The organism is Siccirubricoccus phaeus (assembly GCF_008360935.1).
GTDB lineage: Bacteria > Pseudomonadota > Alphaproteobacteria > Acetobacterales > Acetobacteraceae > Siccirubricoccus > Siccirubricoccus phaeus.
In genome coordinates this window covers 62,651-80,066 of sequence record NZ_SRXO01000016.1, presented here as the reverse complement: position 1 = coordinate 80,066, position 17,416 = coordinate 62,651, and the positions used below count along the sequence as shown (strand labels likewise).

The 17,416-nt window shown below is 69.7% G+C and carries 14 protein-coding genes and 1 tRNA gene; 7 read left to right on the top strand and 8 right to left on the bottom strand.

Going from position 1 to position 17,416, the window contains the following annotated elements; all coding sequences use genetic code 11:
- Positions 1-121: 121 nt before the first annotated feature.
- From E5N76_RS20520 to E5N76_RS20510, 3 genes are read left to right on the top strand one after another with little or no spacing between them, the layout of a single operon-like run.
- Complete coding sequence (locus E5N76_RS20520) at positions 122-700, top strand: TIGR04282 family arsenosugar biosynthesis glycosyltransferase (RefSeq protein WP_149539189.1); 579 nt, start codon at positions 122-124, stop codon at positions 698-700.
- 17 nt (positions 701-717) lie between these two features.
- Positions 718-1,233, top strand: a complete 516-nt coding sequence (locus E5N76_RS20515; RefSeq protein ID WP_187830300.1) for an HPP family protein — start codon at positions 718-720, stop codon at positions 1,231-1,233.
- Positions 1,230-1,913: a DJ-1/PfpI family protein gene (locus tag E5N76_RS20510; protein WP_149539187.1), complete on the top strand. Its 684-nt coding sequence runs from the start codon at positions 1,230-1,232 to the stop codon at positions 1,911-1,913. The genes E5N76_RS20515 and E5N76_RS20510 overlap by 4 nt, the downstream gene beginning before the upstream one ends.
- Before the next feature lie 181 nt (positions 1,914-2,094).
- Here E5N76_RS20510 and E5N76_RS20505 read toward each other — a convergent pair whose 3' ends face one another.
- A complete protein-coding gene (locus tag E5N76_RS20505; RefSeq protein ID WP_149539186.1) occupies positions 2,095-3,186 on the bottom strand; it encodes a TRAP transporter substrate-binding protein in 1,092 nt (363 codons plus the stop codon).
- A gap of 618 nt (positions 3,187-3,804) precedes the next feature.
- Between E5N76_RS20505 and E5N76_RS20500 the strand changes: the two genes are divergently transcribed.
- The 3 genes from E5N76_RS20500 to E5N76_RS20490 all read left to right on the top strand — a co-directional run bounded on the left by E5N76_RS20500 (position 3,805) and on the right by E5N76_RS20490 (position 7,414).
- Positions 3,805-4,164: a 6-pyruvoyl trahydropterin synthase family protein gene (locus E5N76_RS20500; RefSeq protein ID WP_149539185.1), complete on the top strand. Its 360-nt coding sequence runs from the start codon at positions 3,805-3,807 to the stop codon at positions 4,162-4,164.
- Positions 4,165-4,328: 164 nt separating this feature from the next.
- On the top strand, positions 4,329-4,877 hold the full coding sequence (locus E5N76_RS20495; RefSeq protein ID WP_207792046.1) for a putative pterin-binding protein: 549 nt from the start codon (positions 4,329-4,331) through the stop codon (positions 4,875-4,877).
- 41 nt (positions 4,878-4,918) lie between these two features.
- Positions 4,919-7,414, top strand: a complete 2,496-nt coding sequence (locus E5N76_RS20490; protein WP_149539184.1) for a putative bifunctional diguanylate cyclase/phosphodiesterase — start codon at positions 4,919-4,921, stop codon at positions 7,412-7,414.
- Between the two features lie 144 nt (positions 7,415-7,558).
- On the opposite strand, the gene E5N76_RS20485 is transcribed toward E5N76_RS20490, so the two are convergent.
- The 4 genes from E5N76_RS20485 to E5N76_RS20470 form a co-directional block, all read right to left on the bottom strand.
- Complete coding sequence (locus tag E5N76_RS20485) at positions 7,559-8,806, bottom strand: ABC transporter substrate-binding protein (protein WP_149539183.1); 1,248 nt, start codon at positions 8,804-8,806, stop codon at positions 7,559-7,561.
- Between the two features lie 291 nt (positions 8,807-9,097).
- Positions 9,098-9,174, bottom strand: a tRNA-Met gene (locus E5N76_RS20480).
- A gap of 189 nt (positions 9,175-9,363) precedes the next feature.
- Positions 9,364-10,548 (bottom strand): acyl-CoA dehydrogenase family protein, encoded by a 1,185-nt coding sequence (locus E5N76_RS20475; RefSeq protein ID WP_149539182.1) that lies wholly within the window; start codon positions 10,546-10,548, stop codon positions 9,364-9,366.
- Positions 10,549-10,791: 243 nt separating this feature from the next.
- Positions 10,792-11,787: an isopenicillin N synthase family dioxygenase gene (locus E5N76_RS20470; RefSeq protein WP_149539181.1), complete on the bottom strand. Its 996-nt coding sequence runs from the start codon at positions 11,785-11,787 to the stop codon at positions 10,792-10,794.
- Positions 11,788-11,928: 141 nt separating this feature from the next.
- On the opposite strand from E5N76_RS20470, the gene E5N76_RS20465 reads away from it, so the two are divergent.
- Positions 11,929-13,515: an ABC transporter substrate-binding protein gene (locus E5N76_RS20465; protein WP_149539180.1), complete on the top strand. Its 1,587-nt coding sequence runs from the start codon at positions 11,929-11,931 to the stop codon at positions 13,513-13,515.
- A gap of 109 nt (positions 13,516-13,624) precedes the next feature.
- On the opposite strand, the gene E5N76_RS20460 is transcribed toward E5N76_RS20465, so the two are convergent.
- The 3 genes from E5N76_RS20460 to E5N76_RS20450 all read right to left on the bottom strand — a co-directional run bounded on the left by E5N76_RS20460 (position 13,625) and on the right by E5N76_RS20450 (position 16,807).
- Complete coding sequence (locus E5N76_RS20460; RefSeq protein WP_149539179.1) at positions 13,625-13,945, bottom strand: hypothetical protein; 321 nt, start codon at positions 13,943-13,945, stop codon at positions 13,625-13,627.
- Positions 13,946-13,953: 8 nt separating this feature from the next.
- Positions 13,954-14,403: a DUF488 domain-containing protein gene (locus tag E5N76_RS20455; RefSeq protein WP_149539178.1), complete on the bottom strand. Its 450-nt coding sequence runs from the start codon at positions 14,401-14,403 to the stop codon at positions 13,954-13,956.
- A 100-nt stretch (positions 14,404-14,503) separates the two neighbouring features.
- Positions 14,504-16,807 (bottom strand): NADP-dependent malic enzyme, encoded by a 2,304-nt coding sequence (locus tag E5N76_RS20450; protein WP_149539177.1) that lies wholly within the window; start codon positions 16,805-16,807, stop codon positions 14,504-14,506.
- Between the last annotated feature and the right edge of the window lie 609 nt (positions 16,808-17,416).

Here is a 17,416-nt window from a genome sequence, read left to right as displayed (position 1 = left end):
CGACTGGCCCGAAGGCTCCACGGATGAAGGACGATGCGCTCATCCTCTTCGCCCACACGCCTCGATGTTTTCGGCGACGATTCCCGGGCGCCCTGCGGCGACTGGTCCGAAGGCTCCACGGATGAAGGGCGATACGCTCATCCTCTTCGCCCGCGCCCCCCGCCTCGGCCAGGTGAAGCGGAGGCTCGCCGCGGGCATCGGCACGCTGGCCGCGCTGCGCTTCCACCGCGCCCGGCTGGCCGCGCTGATCCGCACGCTGGGGCGGGACCGCCGCTGGCACACGGCGCTGGCGGTGACGCCGGACCATGCCCGCGGCCCCTGGGCGGGCCGCCTGCCCCGCCACCCCCAGGGGCGCGGCGACCTCGGCGCCCGCATGCAGCGCGCGCTTTTCCGCCCCCTGGCGCGCCGCCGCCGCGCCCTCCTCATCGGCACCGACATCCCCGGCATCGCCGCCGCGGACATCGCCGCCGGCTTCCGCGCCCTCGGCCGCGCCCCCGCCGTCTTCGGCCCGGCCGAGGATGGCGGCTACTGGCTGGTCGGCTTCGGCCCCCGCTGCCCGGCACGCCCTTTCGCCGGCGTCCGCTGGTCGACGCCCCAGGCGCTGGCCGATACGCTCCGCAACTGCCCCCGCGCCGTGCTGCTGCGCCGGTTGCGGGATGTGGACAGCAAGGAGGATCTGGAGGCGATGCGGCAAGGATGAGGACCCGGCCACCCCGCTTGCTCACCGAATTCCTCGGCACCTTCCTGGCACTCTCCGGCGCCGTCACCCTGCTGCAGGCCACCCAGCACCCCTGGCTGCTGCCCTCCTTCGGCGGCTCCTGCGTCATCCTCTTCGGCATGCCGCGCGGCATCATGGCGCAGCCGCGCAGCTTCTTCGGCGGGCATGCGCTGGCGACGCTGACCGGGCTGGTGCTCCGCCACCTCTACCTGGCGCTGGGCGGGCCGGTGGAGATCTGGGCGGCGCTGGCCGTCGCCGCGGCGCTGACGGTGATGGCGGCGACGCGCACCATCCACTCCCCGGCCGGCGCCAACCCGCTGGTGGTCTTCGCCGAGGAGGCCGACTGGCACTTCCTGCTGGCGCCGCTGCTGCCGGGGCTGTGCATCCTCTTCGTCGTGGCCTTCGCCGCCAACAACCTGCCGCGCCCCTGGGGCGCCGGGCCCTGGCCACGATTTCTTGGGGGGTGGCGGGTACGCATGGCATCCTGCCCGCAACGCCAAGGAGGCAAGCCATGAGTCTCGCCATCGGGTTCCTGCTGTTTCCCCGCCTGACCCAGCTTGACTTCACCGGGCCCTATGAGGTGTTGAGCCGCCTGCCCGGCGCGAGGGTACACACCATCTGGAAGGAGGCGGGGCCGGTGCGGGCCGATACCGGCCTGACCATGCTGGCGGAGACCGGCTTCGCGGACTGCCCGCAACTGGACCTGCTCTGCATCCCCGGCGGCCCCGGCGTGGCGCCGCTGATGGAAGATGCCGAGGTGCTGGGCTTCCTGCGCGCCCAGGCGACGGGGCTGCGCTATCTCGGCTCCGTCTGCACCGGGGCGCTGGTGCTGGGGGCGGCGGGGCTGCTGCGCGGGAAGCGCGCCACCACGCATTGGGCGAGCCACGACTTCCTGGCCGCGCTGGGCGCGACGCCGGTGGCGGCGCGGGTGGTGCGGGACGGCAATCTCTTCACCGGGGGCGGGGTGACGGCGGGGATCGACTTCGCGCTGACCATGGCGGCGGAGATCGCGGGGGAAGAGGTGGCGCAGGCCATCCAATTGCAGATCGAATACGCGCCGGCACCGCCCTTCGACGCCGGCCACCCGGATACGGCGCCGGCCGAGGTGCTGGCGCGGGCGAGGACGCGCGGCGCGGGAATGCGAGCGGAGCGGGAGGCGCTGGTGGCGCGCGTGGCGGCGGGGCTGGCGGCGTAGCGGGGGCTTCGCCCCCGCGCCCCCAGCTGGAGGCGCCGCCTCCTGCACCTCCGCCGGGGAGGGGACCCCTCCCCCGGACCCCGGTGTGAGTCTGCTGGTTCGACCTGCTGGCTCAAGGTTTCCGAAGGCCCTTCGGCCTTTGGCGGATGGGGTCCAGGGAAGGCAGCGCCTTCCCCGGCACCTACCTGGGCACCGTCGCCGCCGCCAGGAAATTCCCCAGGCTGTCCTCCGCCACGCGCAGCCACTGCGTCTGCTCCACCCGGAACTTGTCCCATTCCGCATGGATGCGCTTGAAGCGCGCATTGCTGGCACCGACCTCGGCGTAGAATTCCTGCGCCGCGCGGTAGCAGGCCTCCATCACCGGCCGCGGGAAGCCGCGAAGCTGGGTGCCGGAGGCGATGAGCTTGCGCAGCGCCGTCGGGTTCAGCACGTCGTAGCGCGCCGCCATCCAGTGCCAGCCCTCGGTACAGGCGGCATGCAGGATGGCCTTGTACGGCGCCGGCAGCTCCTCATGGGACTTCGCGTTCACCATCAGGTCGATGGAGGGCGAATACTCCCACCAGCCCGGATAGTAATAGTATTGGGCGACGCGGTTGAAGCCGAGCTTCTCGTCGTCGTAGGGCCCGACCCATTCCGCGCCGTCGATCACGCCCCGCTCCAGCGCCGGGTAGATGTCCGGCCCGCCGATCTGCTGGGTGATGACGCCGAGCTTGCCGAGCACATTGCCGCCATAGCCGGCGATGCGGAATTTCAGCCCCTTGAGGTCGTCCAGGCTGCGGATTTCCTTGCGGAACCAGCCACCCATCTGCGCCGCGGTATTGCCCGCCGGAATGCCCACCACGCCCTGGTCGCGATAGACCTCCGCATACAGCTCCTTCGCCGGCCCCTGGGTCAGCCAGGACCAGTGCTGGCGGGAGGAAAGGCCGAAGGGCAGGCAGGTGACCAGCGCCAGCGACGGGTCCTTGCCCAGGTAGTAATAGCCGCTGGTGAAGCCGCATTCGACATTGCCGGCCCCCACCGCATCCAGCACCTGCAGGGCCGGCACCAGCTCGCCCGGGCCGAAGACCTGGATCTGGAAGGCGCCATCCGTCATCTCGGAGACGCGGCGCGCGATGTATTCCTGCGTGCCGTAGAGGGTATCGAGGGATTTCGGGAAGCTGCCCGGGCAGCGCCAGCGGATGCGCGGCTGCGCGGAAGCGAGATTCGGCGTGGCAAGCGTCGCGGCGCCGGCGGCCCCCGCGGCGCCGCTGGCCAGAAGGCGGCGGCGATTCATTCCTGGACATCTCCGTACATGGCGGATATCCGCAGATAACGCCGAATGCGCCGGAAGCGCAACGCGTCAGGCCGATACGGGTCGGGCGTCTTGAGCCGGCGCTTCGCGGCCTGAGCGCGCTACCCGGAGGGGGCACGCCCAGGCCGACCGCAGGCTGGCTGGGCCGGCCGCCGCGGCGCCGGCCGCCCCGTGCCCCGGTCGAAACCCCGCCCCCGCCCTGCCGCGGCCGGCAGTACGAGGCACGGATCGCCTGGCGCTTTTCCGAGGCGAACCGGCGAAGGGGCGAACCGGCGAAGGGGCGAAGCGACGTCGCGGGCCGCACAACGGTGGCGGCCGGACGAGACGGCGCGGCGGGCGGCGCGCCAGCCGGGCCCGGCGCTGCTGGCGCCTCGCTGCGCCACCCGCCGTCCGGCAGCCGGCGCCCCGCCAGTGCACCCCGCCCTCCAGCGGGCGGCGCCACCCCGGCGAAGATGCCGGCTGCACCACCAGCCATCCGCATCGACATCTTTACTGAACGGATAACATTCCAGCAAAAACTACGCGTATGATGGAAAAGGTGGCGGGATCGCGTTTATCGAGAACCCGCGGCACCAATTCAACCTTTTGGAGTCTAGGGCAATGCCCGCCTTGACGTTCCGCGACTTCGCCTTTGACGCCGCGCATAAAACAACGCCGGATACACCTCTGCATGGGCACAGCTTCAAGGTGAGGGTTGTATTGACCGGCGAACCCCACCCCATCTACGGCTGGTCCCATGACCTGCTCGAGGTTGCACCCATCCTGGACTCGATCCGCAAGCAACTCGACCACAGCTATCTCAATGACATCGACGGCCTCGAAATGCCGACGCTCGAAAACGTCGCGCGCTGGATCTGGGATCGGATAGACGGTTCGCTGAGAGGGCTGGAGCGCGTGGAGGTCTGGCGCGGCACGGAAGGTGGCGCCGAGGGGACTATATATAGCCGCGGCGATCGCTGACGGCCGGCCGGACCGCGTCCCCCGCACCCGGGCGCCGGGTGTGGTGGACGCCCCGCCGACGCAATGCTGAAGCTGCCGCCTCCCGGCAGTGCGGGTCGCCAGGGCAGAGGTCTCGACACTGGACGGCGCCTGGCCAGGGCGCTGCGGGAGAAAAGGACGGCAGGATGGATCGCCAAGGCAGACGATGGATGCTGGCGCTGGCGGCCGGGGCGGCCTGTGCACCCGCCCTGGCCCCTTCGCGGCCGGCCCATGCGCAGGGCGACGGCGCAAGGCAGCCCCTGCCCGCGCCCGGCCAGCGCCCGGTCCTCACCATATCGGGCAAGATCCGGCACACCAACCAGGGGGAGGAGGCGGTATTCGACCGGCCGATGCTGGAGGCCTTCGGCTTTGCCACTATCGTCACCAATTCGCCGTGGTTCGATGGCCCCATGCGCTTCGACGGAGTGCCGATGGTGAAGCTCATGGAGGCGGTCGGGGCCAGCGGCGAGACGGTCACGGCCATCGCCCTGAACGATTACTCGACGGATATCCCGATCACCGACTTCGCCCGCTTCAACGTGATCCTCGCCTTGCTCCGCAACGGGCAGCCGATGCGGGTCAGCGACAAGGGGCCTCTGTTCATCGTGTACCCCTATGATTCCAGCCCTGAATTGAGGAGCCGGCTGTATTACAGCCGCTCCGCATGGTCGGTGGCCCGACTAGTCGTGCGATGAACGAAGCGGGGGGCCCGATGCCTGACGCGCCGGCATCGGCCATGGCCGCCGGTCCCGGCGGCACGCGGCCACGGGCATCCCGCTTCAGCCGATCGCGCTTCCAATGGGTGCTCATCGGCGCCACGGCGCTGCTCGCCATCAGCGCCACGCATGTCTCCAGCCTGGTCCATGAACGCCAGGAGGCGCTGCGGAAGACATCCCGCTACAATCTCGGATGGACCGCCGCCCAGGCGGGCCATGAGGTGTCCCGGCTGCAGGCCGCGCTGGGCGCCTTCGTTCTCCGCCGCGGAGACGCGGAGCGGGAGGACATCGAGATGTGGCTGGACCTGATCGCGAACCGCGTGGCGGTCCTCCGCGCGGGCGAGGTGGGGGCCTTCGTCCGCTCCGACCCCGAGGTGAGCGAGATCGTGGCCTCCCTCGCGCGGGCCGCGGAGGCGGCCCGCCCGCTGCTCGACCAGCTCGATCAGCCCGACGTCGTCCTGCAGCTCATGCGGAGCTTCGAACCCCTCAACCCGAGCATGGCGCGCCTTGCCTCCCTGGCGCATGGCCGCGGCGCCGATCTGGCGCGGGAGGATTCCGAGGAGCTGGCGGAGCTGCACTGGCAATTCTCCAGGCTGCTGATGGGGCTGATCGCCACCTCGCTGCTGCTGGCCGGGCTGGCCGCCTGGCGCAATCGCCTTCTGGCCAGGGCGAATGCGGAGGTCGGGTCGCTCGTCGAAAGCCTGAGCCGGACCGGGGAAAGCCTCGCCCACGCCAATCTCCAGGTGCAGGAGGCGATGCTGGCGCTGCGGCAGCAGAACACCAAGCTGCGGGCGCGCGACGCCGAGCTGCGCCGGCAGAACCAGCTTTTCCACGCGGCGCTCAGCAACATGCCGCAGGGGCTGGCGATGTTCGATGCCGCGCACCGGCTCATCGTCTGCAACAGCCGGCTCGAGGAGATGTTCCGCCTGCCCCACGATATCGCGGCGCCAGGCGTGCTCGCCGCCGATATCCTGCGCCATGCCGGCGTTGCCGGCGGCTTCGGCGCCCGCGCCATCGAGGCTGTCTGGACCGAGCACCGCATGCTCGCCGCCGAGGCGAAGGCGGCAACCTTCGTCCGGGAAGACGACCAGGGACGCTCGCTTTGGGTGTCGCACCGCCCCCTCGCGGATGGCGGCTGGGTTGCGACCTACGAGGATGTCACCGAGAGCCGCCGGGCCGAGGCGCGCATCCGCTATCTCGCCAACCATGACGCATTGACCGACCTGCCGAACCGCCGGCATTTCGGGGAGCAGCTTCAGGAAGCGCTGCTGGCGCATGACGACGGCAGGCAGGATGTCGCGCTCCTGCTGATCGACCTCGACAATTTCAAAAACGTCAACGATACCCTCGGCCATCAGGCGGGGGACCAGCTCCTCCGTTCGGCGGCGACGCGCATCAAGGCGCATCTGCGCGAGGAGGAAGTCGTCGCCCGTCTCGGCGGCGATGAATTCGCGGTCCTGGCAGTGGGGGAAGTCGCCAGGGCCAATGGGGTGGAGGCGCTGGCAAGGCGCATTACGGAGGCGCTGGCCACGCCCTTCAGCCTGGGGCGCTACCAGGCATCGGTGGCGGCGAGCATCGGCATTGCCATGGCAACCGGGCCCGGCCTGAATGCCGATGTGATGATGAAGCATGCCGACGTGGCATTGTACCGCGCGAAAGCCGCAGGGCGGGGGACGCACCGGATCTTCGAGCATTCCATGGCGGCCGAGTTGCAGAGCAAGATGGAGCTCGAAGCCGATCTGCGGCACGCGCTCGAGCGCCGCGAGCTCGAGCTGCACTACCAGCCCGTCTACAACATCGCGCGCGGCAAGCTCTGCGGCTTCGAGGCGCTGCTGCGCTGGCAGCACCCCGTGCGCGGCCTGGTGCACCCGAGCGAGTTCATTCCCCTCGCCGAGGAAACCGGCCTCATCGTGCAATTCGGCGAATGGGTCCTGCGGCAGGCATGCCTGGACGCGGCGAATATCCCGGCCGACATCAAGATCGCGGTCAACGTCTCCGCGGCGCAATTCGCCGGCGGCGACCTGCTGCAGGTCACCGGCCGGGCGCTGACGGAGGCCGGCCTGGCGCCGCATCGGCTGGAGCTGGAAGTCACCGAATCCGTCCTGCTGCAGGACAGCGACGCCGTGGTGGCCACGTTCCATCGCCTGCGGACGCTTGGCGTCGGGATCTCCCTGGACGATTTCGGGACGAAGTATTCTTCCCTGAGCTATCTGCGCAACTTTCCGCTCGACAAGATCAAGATCGATCAGTCTTTCGTCCGCGACATGGCGATCCGCGAGGATTGCCGCGCCATCGTGCGGTCCATCGCCCGGCTTGCGACCAGCCTCGGCATGGTGGCGACAGCCGAAGGCGTGGAATCCGCCGCACAGCTCGAGCAGGTGCGTGAAGCAGGCTGCGCCGAGGCGCAGGGCTATTTCTATGGCAGGGCCGCTCCCATCGCCACGCTCGGCCACCTGTTCGCGGGGCGGCCATCCCTTGTGCTGGTGGATCAGACCGCGGCGGGCCGCCGGGCCTGACGCCGGCGGCACGGGCGTGGAGGGGCGGCAGCGTCGCGCCGCCCGGTGCTGCTGCGCCCCGGGCGGAGGATGGCGGCGCGGCGCCGCTCGAAGGCCGGCCCCGGCTGCCGTTCGGTGGCTATCGCCCCTGCCTGCGGATAGCGGTCAAACCAGCGGGCACCCGCCCTCCGCCATGGGGCGGAAGGCCTCCTCCGGCGGCGTCGTGCCGATGAGCTTGTAATAGTCGAAGGGTCCCTTCGATTCCGCCGGCGTCTTCACCTGGAACAGATAGGCCGGGTGCATCTTGCGCCCGTCGGCGCGGACGGTGCCGGGGCCGAAGCAATCGTCGTCGGTCGGGATCGTCTTCATGCGCGCGACCGTGTCGCGACCGCTCGCCTTGGCCGCGGCGGCGCCGCCCATGGCCGCCACCGTCTTCAGGTAATGCAGCGTCACCGAATAGGCGCCGGCGCCCATCTGGTTGGGCCAGTTGTTGCCGACCTTGGGCTTGACGCGGTTCATGAAGGCCCGGGTGCGGTCGTTGAGGTCCCAGTAGAAGGTCTCGGACAGCACCAGCCCCTGGGCGGTCTCCAGCCCCATCGTGTGGACATCCGTCACATAGGCGAGCATGAGCGCGACCTTCATGCCGCGCCGCTGCAAGCCGAACTCCTTGGCCTGCTTGACGGAGTTGACCGTGTCGTTGCCGGCATTCGCCAGGGCCAGCACCTTCGCCCCGCTCGCCTGCGCCTGCAGGAGCAGGGCGGAGAAATCGGAGGTCTGGGGAAAGGGGTAGCGGGCGGCGCCCAGCACCTTGCCGCCGGCAGCCTCGATGAAGCGCCGCGCGTCGCGCTCGATCTGGTGGCCGAAGGCATAGTCCGCGACGATGAAGAACCAGGTATCGCCGCCGGCCTTCACCATCGCGGTGCTGGTCGCCTTGGCCAGCATGTAGGTGTCGTAGGTCCACTGCACGGTGTTCGGGCTGCACTGCTCCCCGGTCAGCGCCGCGGTCGAGGCGCCGGAGCAGAGGAATACCTTGTTCTTGTCCCGCACCACGGTGTTCACCGCGAGCCCGACGGCGGAGTTGTTGACGTCCACCACCGCATCGACGTCGCGCCGGTCGAACCACTCGCGCACGACATTGGCGCCGACATCGGTCTTGTTCTGGTGGTCGGCATTGATGACCTCCACCGGAATATCGGGGCGCTGGGCGCGGAACTCCTCCACAGCCTGCTGCACGCAGGCGAGGTTCGTCGGGCCCGACCAGTCGCGGTAGGGACCGGAATAGTCGGACATGACGCCGAGGCGGATGACGGGCGGCGTCCCCTGCGCCCGGGCACCGCGGGCGGCAAGGAGCGTGGCTCCGCCGGCGGCAGCGGTACCGGCGAGCCATTCGCGGCGCGTGGTGGTCAGGGTCATGGACGTCTTATCCCCCCGGGAAGGTTGTCGTTCTGGACATGGAAGGCGAGGACGGCCGGATTGGCAACCCTGAGGGCAAGCTCAGCAGCGGGGGAAATCACACGGCGGGGCAGAGACGGGCGCGATTTTCAACCACACCTCGTCCCGAGGAGGGCGGACGGTGCTCTGGGCGAGGGTCGCGCCGCTCCCGCTTTGGGCCGCCGTCCGGCCAATGCCCGCTCAGCCCTGGCGGCGCTTTCCGCCCCCTGCGATTGCCGGGCCGGAAAGTCGTTTCATATCAACAGGACAAGGTGGTACCTGGGGCCGGACTTGAACCGGCGACCCCGGCATTATGAGTGCCGTGCTCTAACCAGCTGAGCTACCCAGGCGCGGGGTGGCGCTATGGCGGATTTTGCCGGGGGATGCAAGCCGAGGACGGCCTTTCCCCCGCTGGGGAGGCCGGCCTCGTCTCCCTGCCCTGCCGAGCGGGGAGGGCCTGGGTGCCGTCGCGCCACGCGGGCCGCCGGGCACCCGCCCCCGCGCTGACCCTCCCCGCACCGGCGGGGGAGGGAAGGGGTTCAGCCCATGCCCTTCAGCACCCGCCGGGCGATCGCCATCTTGTGGACCTCGGTCGGCCCTTCATAGATGCGCTGCACCCGCACCTGGCTGGCCATGAGCTGCAGCGGCAGCTCCTTCGTCATGCCCATGGCGCCGAAGCACTGCATGGCGTGGTCGATGGTCTCCTGCGCCATCTCGGTGGCGAAGACCTTCAGCATGGAGGCCTCGTTCCGCACCTCCTCCCCGGCGCCGAGCTTCGCCGCCGCGTCCCGCACCATCAGCCGGGCGATGTGGATCTTGGTCGCCGCATCGGCGATCCACCACTGGATCGCTTGGCGGTCCGCCAGCTTCACCCCGAAGGTCACGCGCTGCTTGGCGTGCTCGCACATCATCTCCAGCGCCCGGCGCGCCATGCCGGTGCAGCGCGCGCCCATCTGCAGCCGGCGGACGTTCAGCCGAAGCTGCATCGGCGCATAGCCGGCGCCGAGCGCGCCGAGCACCTGGGTCTCCGGCACCCGGCAATCCTCGAAGACCAGCTCATAGGTCCGGCGGCCGCCGATCATCGGGATCTCGCGCTCGATGATGAAGCCGGGCGTGCCGCGCTCCACGATGAAGGCGGTGACGCCTTCCTGGCGCTTGCCCTCCCCGGTGCGGGCCATGAGGATGATGAAATCGGCCCGCGGCACGCCGCTGACCCAGATCTTGCGGCCGTTGATGACCCAGTCCGTGCCGTCCTTCACCGCCCGCGTCGTCATCCCCGCCGGGTCGCCACCGGCGCCGGGCTCGGAGATCGCGATGGAGGAGCGCGCCTCGCCGCGCGCATAGGGGTCCAGGTACTTGGCGCGCTGCTCGGCATTCGCCACCGCCTTCAGCATGTGCAGGTTCGGGCTGTCCGGCGGGAAGATGAAGGGGGTGACGGTGCGGCCCATCTCCTCCTCGATCGCCATCAGCGCCGCCAGCGGCAGGTCGGCGCCGCCGAATTCCTCCGGCACGTCGAGGCCCCAGAGGCCGAGCTCCTTGCATTTCTCGAGCAGCGGGCCTTCTTCCTCCGGCGTCAGCCCGTAGCGCTGGCCCTCGGATTCCCGCTTCAGCACGGCGGGCTCCAGCGGCATCAGGTCGCGTTCGACGAATTTCGCCACCAGGTCGCGCACCATGCGGTGCTCCTCGGCCAGGCCTGGAATGGCGCCGAAATCGAACCCGTCCATCTGTCGCATCCTCCGCTGGGTTGGTGGGGAGATTAGACCCTGCCGAAGTGGTTGAGGAGGGCTCTGACCTCCTCAAACTCCTCCCGCCAAAGGCCGAAGGGCCTTTGGAAACCTTGAGTTTTGCGCCTCGACCGTCGGATCCAGACTCAAGGGTTCCAAGGGCCCTTCGGCCCTTGGCGGGTGGGGGTTTGGGGGAGGGTCGCGCCGTGAGGCGCGCCTTACGGCGCAACGCCCTTCCCCAACCTAAGCCGGCAGCTTCTGCCGATGCGCGAAATTCGTCACGTTCAGCTTCCGCCGGTGGTCCTCGTACAGCAGCGGCTCGTACCGCGCCGGGTTTTCCGCGCTCACGCAGCTCGGCACCGGGCGGATCACCGCGTCGTTGTTCGGGCCGAAGAAGAAGGGGATGGCGTAGCGCATCTCATTGGCCGCGTTCAGCACCCGGTGCGGCGTCGGCGCGAAGCGGTCGTTGGAATAGCGCCCCAGCATTTCCGCCGTGTTCACCACGAAGGTGCCGGGGATGGCCGGCGGCCGCAGCCATTCGCCTTCCCGCGTCCGCACTTCCAGCCCCGGCAGCGCCGATTGCGCCAGGAAGGTGATGAAATTGGTGTCGATATGCGGCGCGAAGCCGAAGCGCCCCTCTTCCGCCTCCGGCTGCGGCTGGTAGCGGATGAGGCGCAGCGTGCAGCTCGGGTCGGTGAAGTCGCCCGCCAGGTAATCTTCCGGCATCCCCAGCGCCAGGGTGAAGATCGGCAGCATCTGCTGCGCCAGCGCCTCCATGGCGTTGAAATAGGCCATGGTCGCCCGGCGGAATTCCGGCAGCTCCGCCGGCCAGCGGTTCAGCCCGACGAAGGGCTTGCCGGCCAATATGTCCGGGTCGTCCGGCGCCCGGTCCCGCACGATGTAGAAGCTCTCGTTCAGGTTCGGCTTCTTCACCTCCGCTACCTTGGAGGTGCGGATGACCTGCGCTCCGGTCGGCAGGAAGCCGATATTCAGCTCCCCGACCTTCAGCGCCAGCTTCGCCTCCTCCGGCAGGGCGAAGAATTCCGCCGCCGCGGCGAAGCAGCCGGCGGGCAGCGCGGGGTCGATCCCATGCCCCGCCAGGACGAGGAAGCCGGTATCCTCCGCGCTGCAGGCGATACGCTCGGCCAGCGCCTGGCGCGCGCCGGGCAGGCCAGCCAGGGCCGGGCCGATATCGAGGACGGGGATGCGGCCATCCGGGCCGCCTGTGGTCTGGCTCATGCCGGGCACCTCGCTGCGTCGGCGCACAGCCAAGCACGCCCCGGCCGCCCCGGCCAGAGCTTGCCAGGGCGGCTTGTCAGACCCGCCGCCCCGCGCCACCCTGCCGCGCAGGAAACGCCTCTCCGAAGGAGAGAGACCGCAATGCGCCGGATCATTGCCACCGCCATCCTCGCCCTGCTGCCCGCCCTGTCATTCGAGGCTGGGGCGCAGGCGCAGGGCAGCACGCTGCGCGCCGTGCTGAATCTCGAGCTGCAGGTGCTCGACCCCATCATCACCAATTCCAACGTGACGCGCGCCTATGGCTACCTGGTGTACGACACGCTGATCAGCATGGATGGCGAGGGCAACTACAAGCCGCAGATGCTGGAAGGGTGGGAGCCGAGCGCCGACCAGCTCACCTGGACCTTCCGCCTGCGCCCCGGCCTCGAATGGCACGACGGCAAGCCCGTCACCGCCGAGGATTGCGTCGCCTCCCTCGAACGCTGGGGCCGGCGGGACGGCCTCGGCGGCCGGCTGATGGCGGCGGCCAAGGGCTTCCGCGTGGTGGATGCCAGCACCTTCGTGCTCGAACTCCGTGAGCCCTTCAGCCAGGTGATCGAGGCGATCGGCAAGCCGGCGGCGCAGATCCCCTTCATGATGCCGGCGCGGCTGGCGGCCACCGAGATCACCCGCCCGGTGCCGGAGAGCATCGGCAGCGGTCCCTACACCTTCGACCGCGGCGAATGGCGCCAGGGGGACCGCGCCATCTTCCGCCGCAACCCGCGCTACAAGCCGCGGGAGGAAGCGGCGGACGGCCTCGCCGGCGGCAAGGTCCCGCATTTCGATCGGGTGGATTTCGTCAGCCTGCCCGACTTCTCCACCCGCGTCGCCGCGCTGCAGGCGGGCGAGGTGGACTACCTGGAATTCGTCCCCACGGATTTCATCGCCCGGCTGCAGCGGGACCGCAATGTGCGGCTGATCAATCCGCGCCCCATCGCCCAGATGATGGGCGCGCTGCAGATCAACCACCTGCACCCGCCCTTCAACAACCCCGCCGTACGCCGCGCCCTGCAGCTTGCGATGGACCAGGGCGAGATCATCGCCGGCCTCGGCCTGCCCGCCGGCATGTCCATGCCCTGGTGCCAGTCCATCTTCATGTGCGGCGGCCCCTACGCCTCGGAGGCCGGCACCGAACGCCTGCGCAACCCGAGCATCGAGAAGGCGCGCGAGGCGCTGCGCGCTTCCGGGTACAACAACGAACCCGTGGTGCTGCTGCACAGCACGGACAGCGTGACGCTGAACCCGATGGCGCTGGTCATCATCGACCGCCTCAAGCGCGCCGGCTTCAACCTGGATGTGCTGGCCAGCGACTACAGCAGCCAGGCGCAGCGTCGCCTCTCCCGGGAGCCGCCGGGGCGGGGCGGCTGGAACCTGATGCCCGTGGTCTTCACCGGCTTCGACATCCTGAACCCGCTGGCCCATTACGCCGTGGCGTATAATTGCGGCCAGAACTACCCGGGCTGGTACTGCGCCCCGGCCCTGACGCCGCTGCTGGAGCAATTCGGCAAGGAGCCGGATGCGGCGAAGCGGCAGGCGATCGCGGCGGAGATGCAGCGCCTCGTCCATGACGAGGCGCTGATGCTCTTCAACGGCCAATTCTCCGTCCCGGCAGCGCATCGGGCGGACGTGGCGGAGGTGCTGCCGGTGGGCTTCCCGGTCTTCTGGAACATGCGGCGGGTGGCACGGTAGGGCGCGATCGCTTTCGGCGGCGTCACCTGAAGCGTGACTCCCTGCGATCCGGGCGGAGCTGGAGCATGAGCCGTGAGCGCAGGCGAACGGATCATGCCCCAGGGCGGCGCTATTCCTCCTCGCCCTCCGGCTCCGCCTCGTCCAGCAGCGCCTGCAGCCAGGCGGCGCCGCCCGCCGGCTGGCCCGCCATGGCCAGATCGGCGCGGATGCGCGTCACCAGCAGCGGCACCTCCGGCGCCTTCTGCCGCCGCAACACGCCGCGCAGATGCGCCAGCAGATAGGCGGGGGAGGTGCCGGTGGCGACCAGCGTCGCGCCGGGCTGCACCGCCCAGTGCTCGGCGGAGATCTCATAGAGCGAATCGGCAAAGGCCCGGCGCGCATCCGGGCTAAGCTGGTCCAGGGTGTGCAGCACCAGAAGGCATTGCGGCATCGGCAGCCTCAGGCGGGGTGAAGATGCTCCACTACCACTCCGGGCGCCTGGGCCGCCACCGCTTCTGCGACCAGGGTGCGGTGGCATTGCGCCGGGTCGGCCTCCAGGCAGAGCAGGCAAAGCCTTTCCCGCCCGGCCCGTTCCGTCAGCGCCGCCAGCGCCGCCTGGGGCTCGGTGCCCGCCAGATGCGCCGAGAAGATGCGCCGCATCTCCGCTGGCCTGCCGCTGCGCGCCGCCTCCCGCCCCGCCGGCGGGGTGCCGAGGGGGCGGAGATGCAGGTAGCCGATCCCCGCCTCGGCCAGCGCCGCCGAGAGCGCGCCCTTGGAAAAGCCCGGCTTGCGGCTGTTGGCGACGGCCCGTACATCCACCAGCGTGGTGACGCCGGCCGCCTGCAGCGCGGCGATCACCCGCCCGGGCGTCGCCTCGCCATAGCCGATGGTGAAGAGCGGCGAGGTCATCTTTGGCGCAACCGCTTCACGCCCCCGCGCCGCTCGGGCGAGCGGGCATGAGCATTGCGCGGCCGATCCGCACCGCCGCTTCGCGCGGGCGATCGGCGCATCATCGCGCGATGGCGGCGTGCGCCGCCAGGCAGGCCATGTCCAGCAACTGGTTCACGCTGGCATCCATCGGCACGATCTGCACCGGGCGGGACAGCCCCATCAGCAGCGGCCCGATGGTGGTGGCGCTGGTCAGCCGCGGCGTGGCGCGGGTGAGGATATGCGCCGCATGCAGCCCGGGCATCACCAGCACATTGGCGGCGCCGCTCAGCCGGCTGAAGGGATAGAGCCGGGCGCGCAGCGCCGGGTCCAGCGCCACATCGGCGGCCATTTCGCCGTCATACTCGAAATCCACCTTGCGCTCGTCCAGCAGCCGCACCGCCTCGCGGAGGGAGCCGGGGATATGGCCCTTCGGATCGCCGAAGGTGGAGAAGGAGAGGAAGGCGACCCGCGGCTCATGCCCCAGCCGCCGCGCCGCGGCGGCGGAGCGGATGGCGATCTCGGCCAGGGTCGCCGCCTCCGGCCGTTCATGGATCGCGGTATCGGCGACGAAGACCGTGCCGGAGACCCGCGCGAGCATGAGGGTGAGGCCGAAAAGCGGGCTGCCCGCCTCCTGGTCGATCGCCGAGGTCACGCCCTCCAGCGCGACCGAGTAGCTGCGCGTCAGGCCGGTGACGACGGCATCGGCATCGCCCAGCGCCACCATGCAGCTCGCAAACACGTTGCGGTCCTGGTTCACCAGCCGCTGGCAGTCGCGGAACAGGAAGCCCTCGCGCTGCCGCCGGGCATAGAGGTAGTCGGCATAGCGCCGGTTGCTGTCGGAAATCCGCGCATTGCGGATCTCGATGCCGTCCGGCAGGGGGATGCCCAGCGCATGGCAGGTGGCGGTGATCCTGTCCTCCCGCCCCACCAGCACCGGGTAGCCATAGCCGGCATTGTGGAAGGCGATGGCGGCGCGGATGACCTTCTCCTCCTCGCCCTCGGCGAAGACCACGCGCTTCGGGTTGGCCTTCACCCGCTCGGTGATGAGCTCCAGCGCATTGGCCGTGGCGTCCAGCCGCGCCGCGAGCGTCCGGCCGTAGCGCGCCAGGTCGGTGATGGGCTTGCGCGCCACGCCGCTCTCGATGGCGGCCTTCGCCACCGCCACCGGCACCCGGCTGATGAGGCGCGGGTCGAAGGCGTTCGGGATGATGTACTCCGCCCCGTAGCGCAGCGACTTGCCGGCGCCGGCGCTGCCCACCTCCTCCGGCACGTCCTCCCGCGCCAGCAGCGCCAATGCCCTCGCCGCCGCGATCTTCATCGCGTCGTTGATGGTGCTGGCCCGCACGTCCAGCGCGCCGCGGAAGATGAAGGGGAAGCCCAGGACGTTGTTCACCTGGTTCGGGTAGTCGCTGCGGCCGGTGGCGATGATGCAGTCCGGCCGCGCCGCCTTCGCTTCCTCCGGCGTGATCTCGGGGTCCGGATTCGCCATGGCGAAGATGATGGGCTTGGGCGCCATGGCGCGCACCATGTCCTGCGTCACCGCGCCCTTCACCGAAAGCCCGAAGAACACATCGGCGCCTTCCAGCGCCTGGGAGAGGCTGCGGGCCTTGGTCTCCACGGCGTGGGCGGATTTCCACTGGTTCATGCCCTCCACCCGGCCGCGGTAGATCACGCCCTTGGTGTCGCACATGAGGATGTTCTCGGGCCGCATGCCCATGGCCCGCAGCAGCTCGGCACAGGCGATGCTGGCGGCGCCGGCGCCGTTGATGACGAGCTTCGTCGTCGCCAAATCCCGCCCGGTCAGATGCGCCGCGTTGATGAGGCCCGCGGCGGCGACGATCGCCGTGCCGTGCTGGTCATCGTGGAACACCGGGATGTCCATCAGCTCGCGCAGCCGCTGCTCGATGATGAAGCATTCCGGCGCCTTGATGTCCTCCAGGTTGATCCCGCCGAAGGAGGGGCCGAGATAGCGGATGGCGTTGATCATCGCATCCACATCCTCGGTGTCGATGCAGAGATCGATCCCGTCCACATCGGCGAAGCGCTTGAAGAGGGCGACCTTGCCCTCCATCACCGGCTTGGAGGCGACGGCGCCGAGATTGCCGAGGCCGAGCACGGCGGTGCCGTTGGAGATGACGGCGACGAAATTGCCCTTGGAGGTGTAGTCATAGGCCAGGGTCTTGTCGCGGTGGATATGCAGGCAGGGCTCCGCGACGCCGGGGGAATAGGCGAGCGAGAGGTCGCGCGCCGTCACCAGCGGCTTGGTCAGGCGGATCTCCAGCTTGCCGGGGCGGCCCTCGGCATGCATGGCCAGGGCTTCCTCGCCGGTGATGCGGGCGGTGCGCCCGTCATTGGGCAGCCCGGTATTGCGCACATCGTCCATTCCGGCGTTCCTTACCCTCACAGGGACCGGCCGGAAGAACGGGCGGCGGCCGGGGTCCGGCGGCGATCAGCCCCGGCCCTTCGCCCCCATCCTTGTCCCGACAGGCCCGAACCAGAGCCATGCGGCGAAGCCGCGATCGAGCGCCCAGCATCGCAGCCGCGCGAGGTCCAGGGAAGGTGGCTGCTTCGCAAGGGCGAAGAGAAAGCGCGCGGAACTTAAAAACCACCATGCTTAACCTGCCGGGCCGGGCAGGGATTGTTCCTGCCGGACCTTGGCGGCTTTAGTCTGATCGCGTGATTCATGCTTTTCGGTGATTCCACCTCGGGCGATCACGGTCTACAGCGAGCAAATTACTCCGATCAGGTGATTCCACCTGATCGGAGTTTGCGCCAGTGTCCGTCCCGCGAAGTTCGCTGGATTTCCAGCGAACTTCGCGGACGAGCAGGCCACCGAAAACCAAGGCTAGAGCAGATCGCCGAAGGGCGGAATCGCCCGGAGGCGTGAAGCTGCTCTACCATCAATAAGATAGAGCGGCTTCACGCTGCGCAGTCAGCGTGAAGCCGCTCTAGCTCTTTGTTCTGCCGCATTTTCCGAGTCGTCCGGCGATTC

What these genes read in the sequence shown, in the direction of transcription:
- E5N76_RS20520 (WP_149539189.1), top strand. Translation starts at nt 122, where the DNA reads ATGAAGGGCGATACGCTCATCCTCTTCGCCCGCGCCCCCCGCCTCGGC.
- E5N76_RS20510 (WP_149539187.1), top strand. Translation starts at nt 1,230, where the DNA reads ATGAGTCTCGCCATCGGGTTCCTGCTGTTTCCCCGCCTGACCCAGCTT.
- E5N76_RS20505 (WP_149539186.1), bottom strand. Translation starts at nt 3,186, where the DNA reads ATGAATCGCCGCCGCCTTCTGGCCAGCGGCGCCGCGGGGGCCGCCGGC.
- E5N76_RS20500 (WP_149539185.1), top strand. Translation starts at nt 3,805, where the DNA reads ATGCCCGCCTTGACGTTCCGCGACTTCGCCTTTGACGCCGCGCATAAA.
- E5N76_RS20495 (WP_207792046.1), top strand. Translation starts at nt 4,329, where the DNA reads ATGGATCGCCAAGGCAGACGATGGATGCTGGCGCTGGCGGCCGGGGCG.
- E5N76_RS20490 (WP_149539184.1), top strand. Translation starts at nt 4,919, where the DNA reads ATGGCCGCCGGTCCCGGCGGCACGCGGCCACGGGCATCCCGCTTCAGC.
- E5N76_RS20485 (WP_149539183.1), bottom strand. Translation starts at nt 8,806, where the DNA reads ATGACCCTGACCACCACGCGCCGCGAATGGCTCGCCGGTACCGCTGCC.
- E5N76_RS20475 (WP_149539182.1), bottom strand. Translation starts at nt 10,548, where the DNA reads ATGGACGGGTTCGATTTCGGCGCCATTCCAGGCCTGGCCGAGGAGCAC.
- E5N76_RS20470 (WP_149539181.1), bottom strand. Translation starts at nt 11,787, where the DNA reads ATGAGCCAGACCACAGGCGGCCCGGATGGCCGCATCCCCGTCCTCGAT.
- E5N76_RS20465 (WP_149539180.1), top strand. Translation starts at nt 11,929, where the DNA reads ATGCGCCGGATCATTGCCACCGCCATCCTCGCCCTGCTGCCCGCCCTG.
- E5N76_RS20460 (WP_149539179.1), bottom strand. Translation starts at nt 13,945, where the DNA reads ATGCCGCAATGCCTTCTGGTGCTGCACACCCTGGACCAGCTTAGCCCG.
- E5N76_RS20455 (WP_149539178.1), bottom strand. Translation starts at nt 14,403, where the DNA reads ATGACCTCGCCGCTCTTCACCATCGGCTATGGCGAGGCGACGCCCGGG.
- E5N76_RS20450 (WP_149539177.1), bottom strand. Translation starts at nt 16,807, where the DNA reads ATGGACGATGTGCGCAATACCGGGCTGCCCAATGACGGGCGCACCGCC.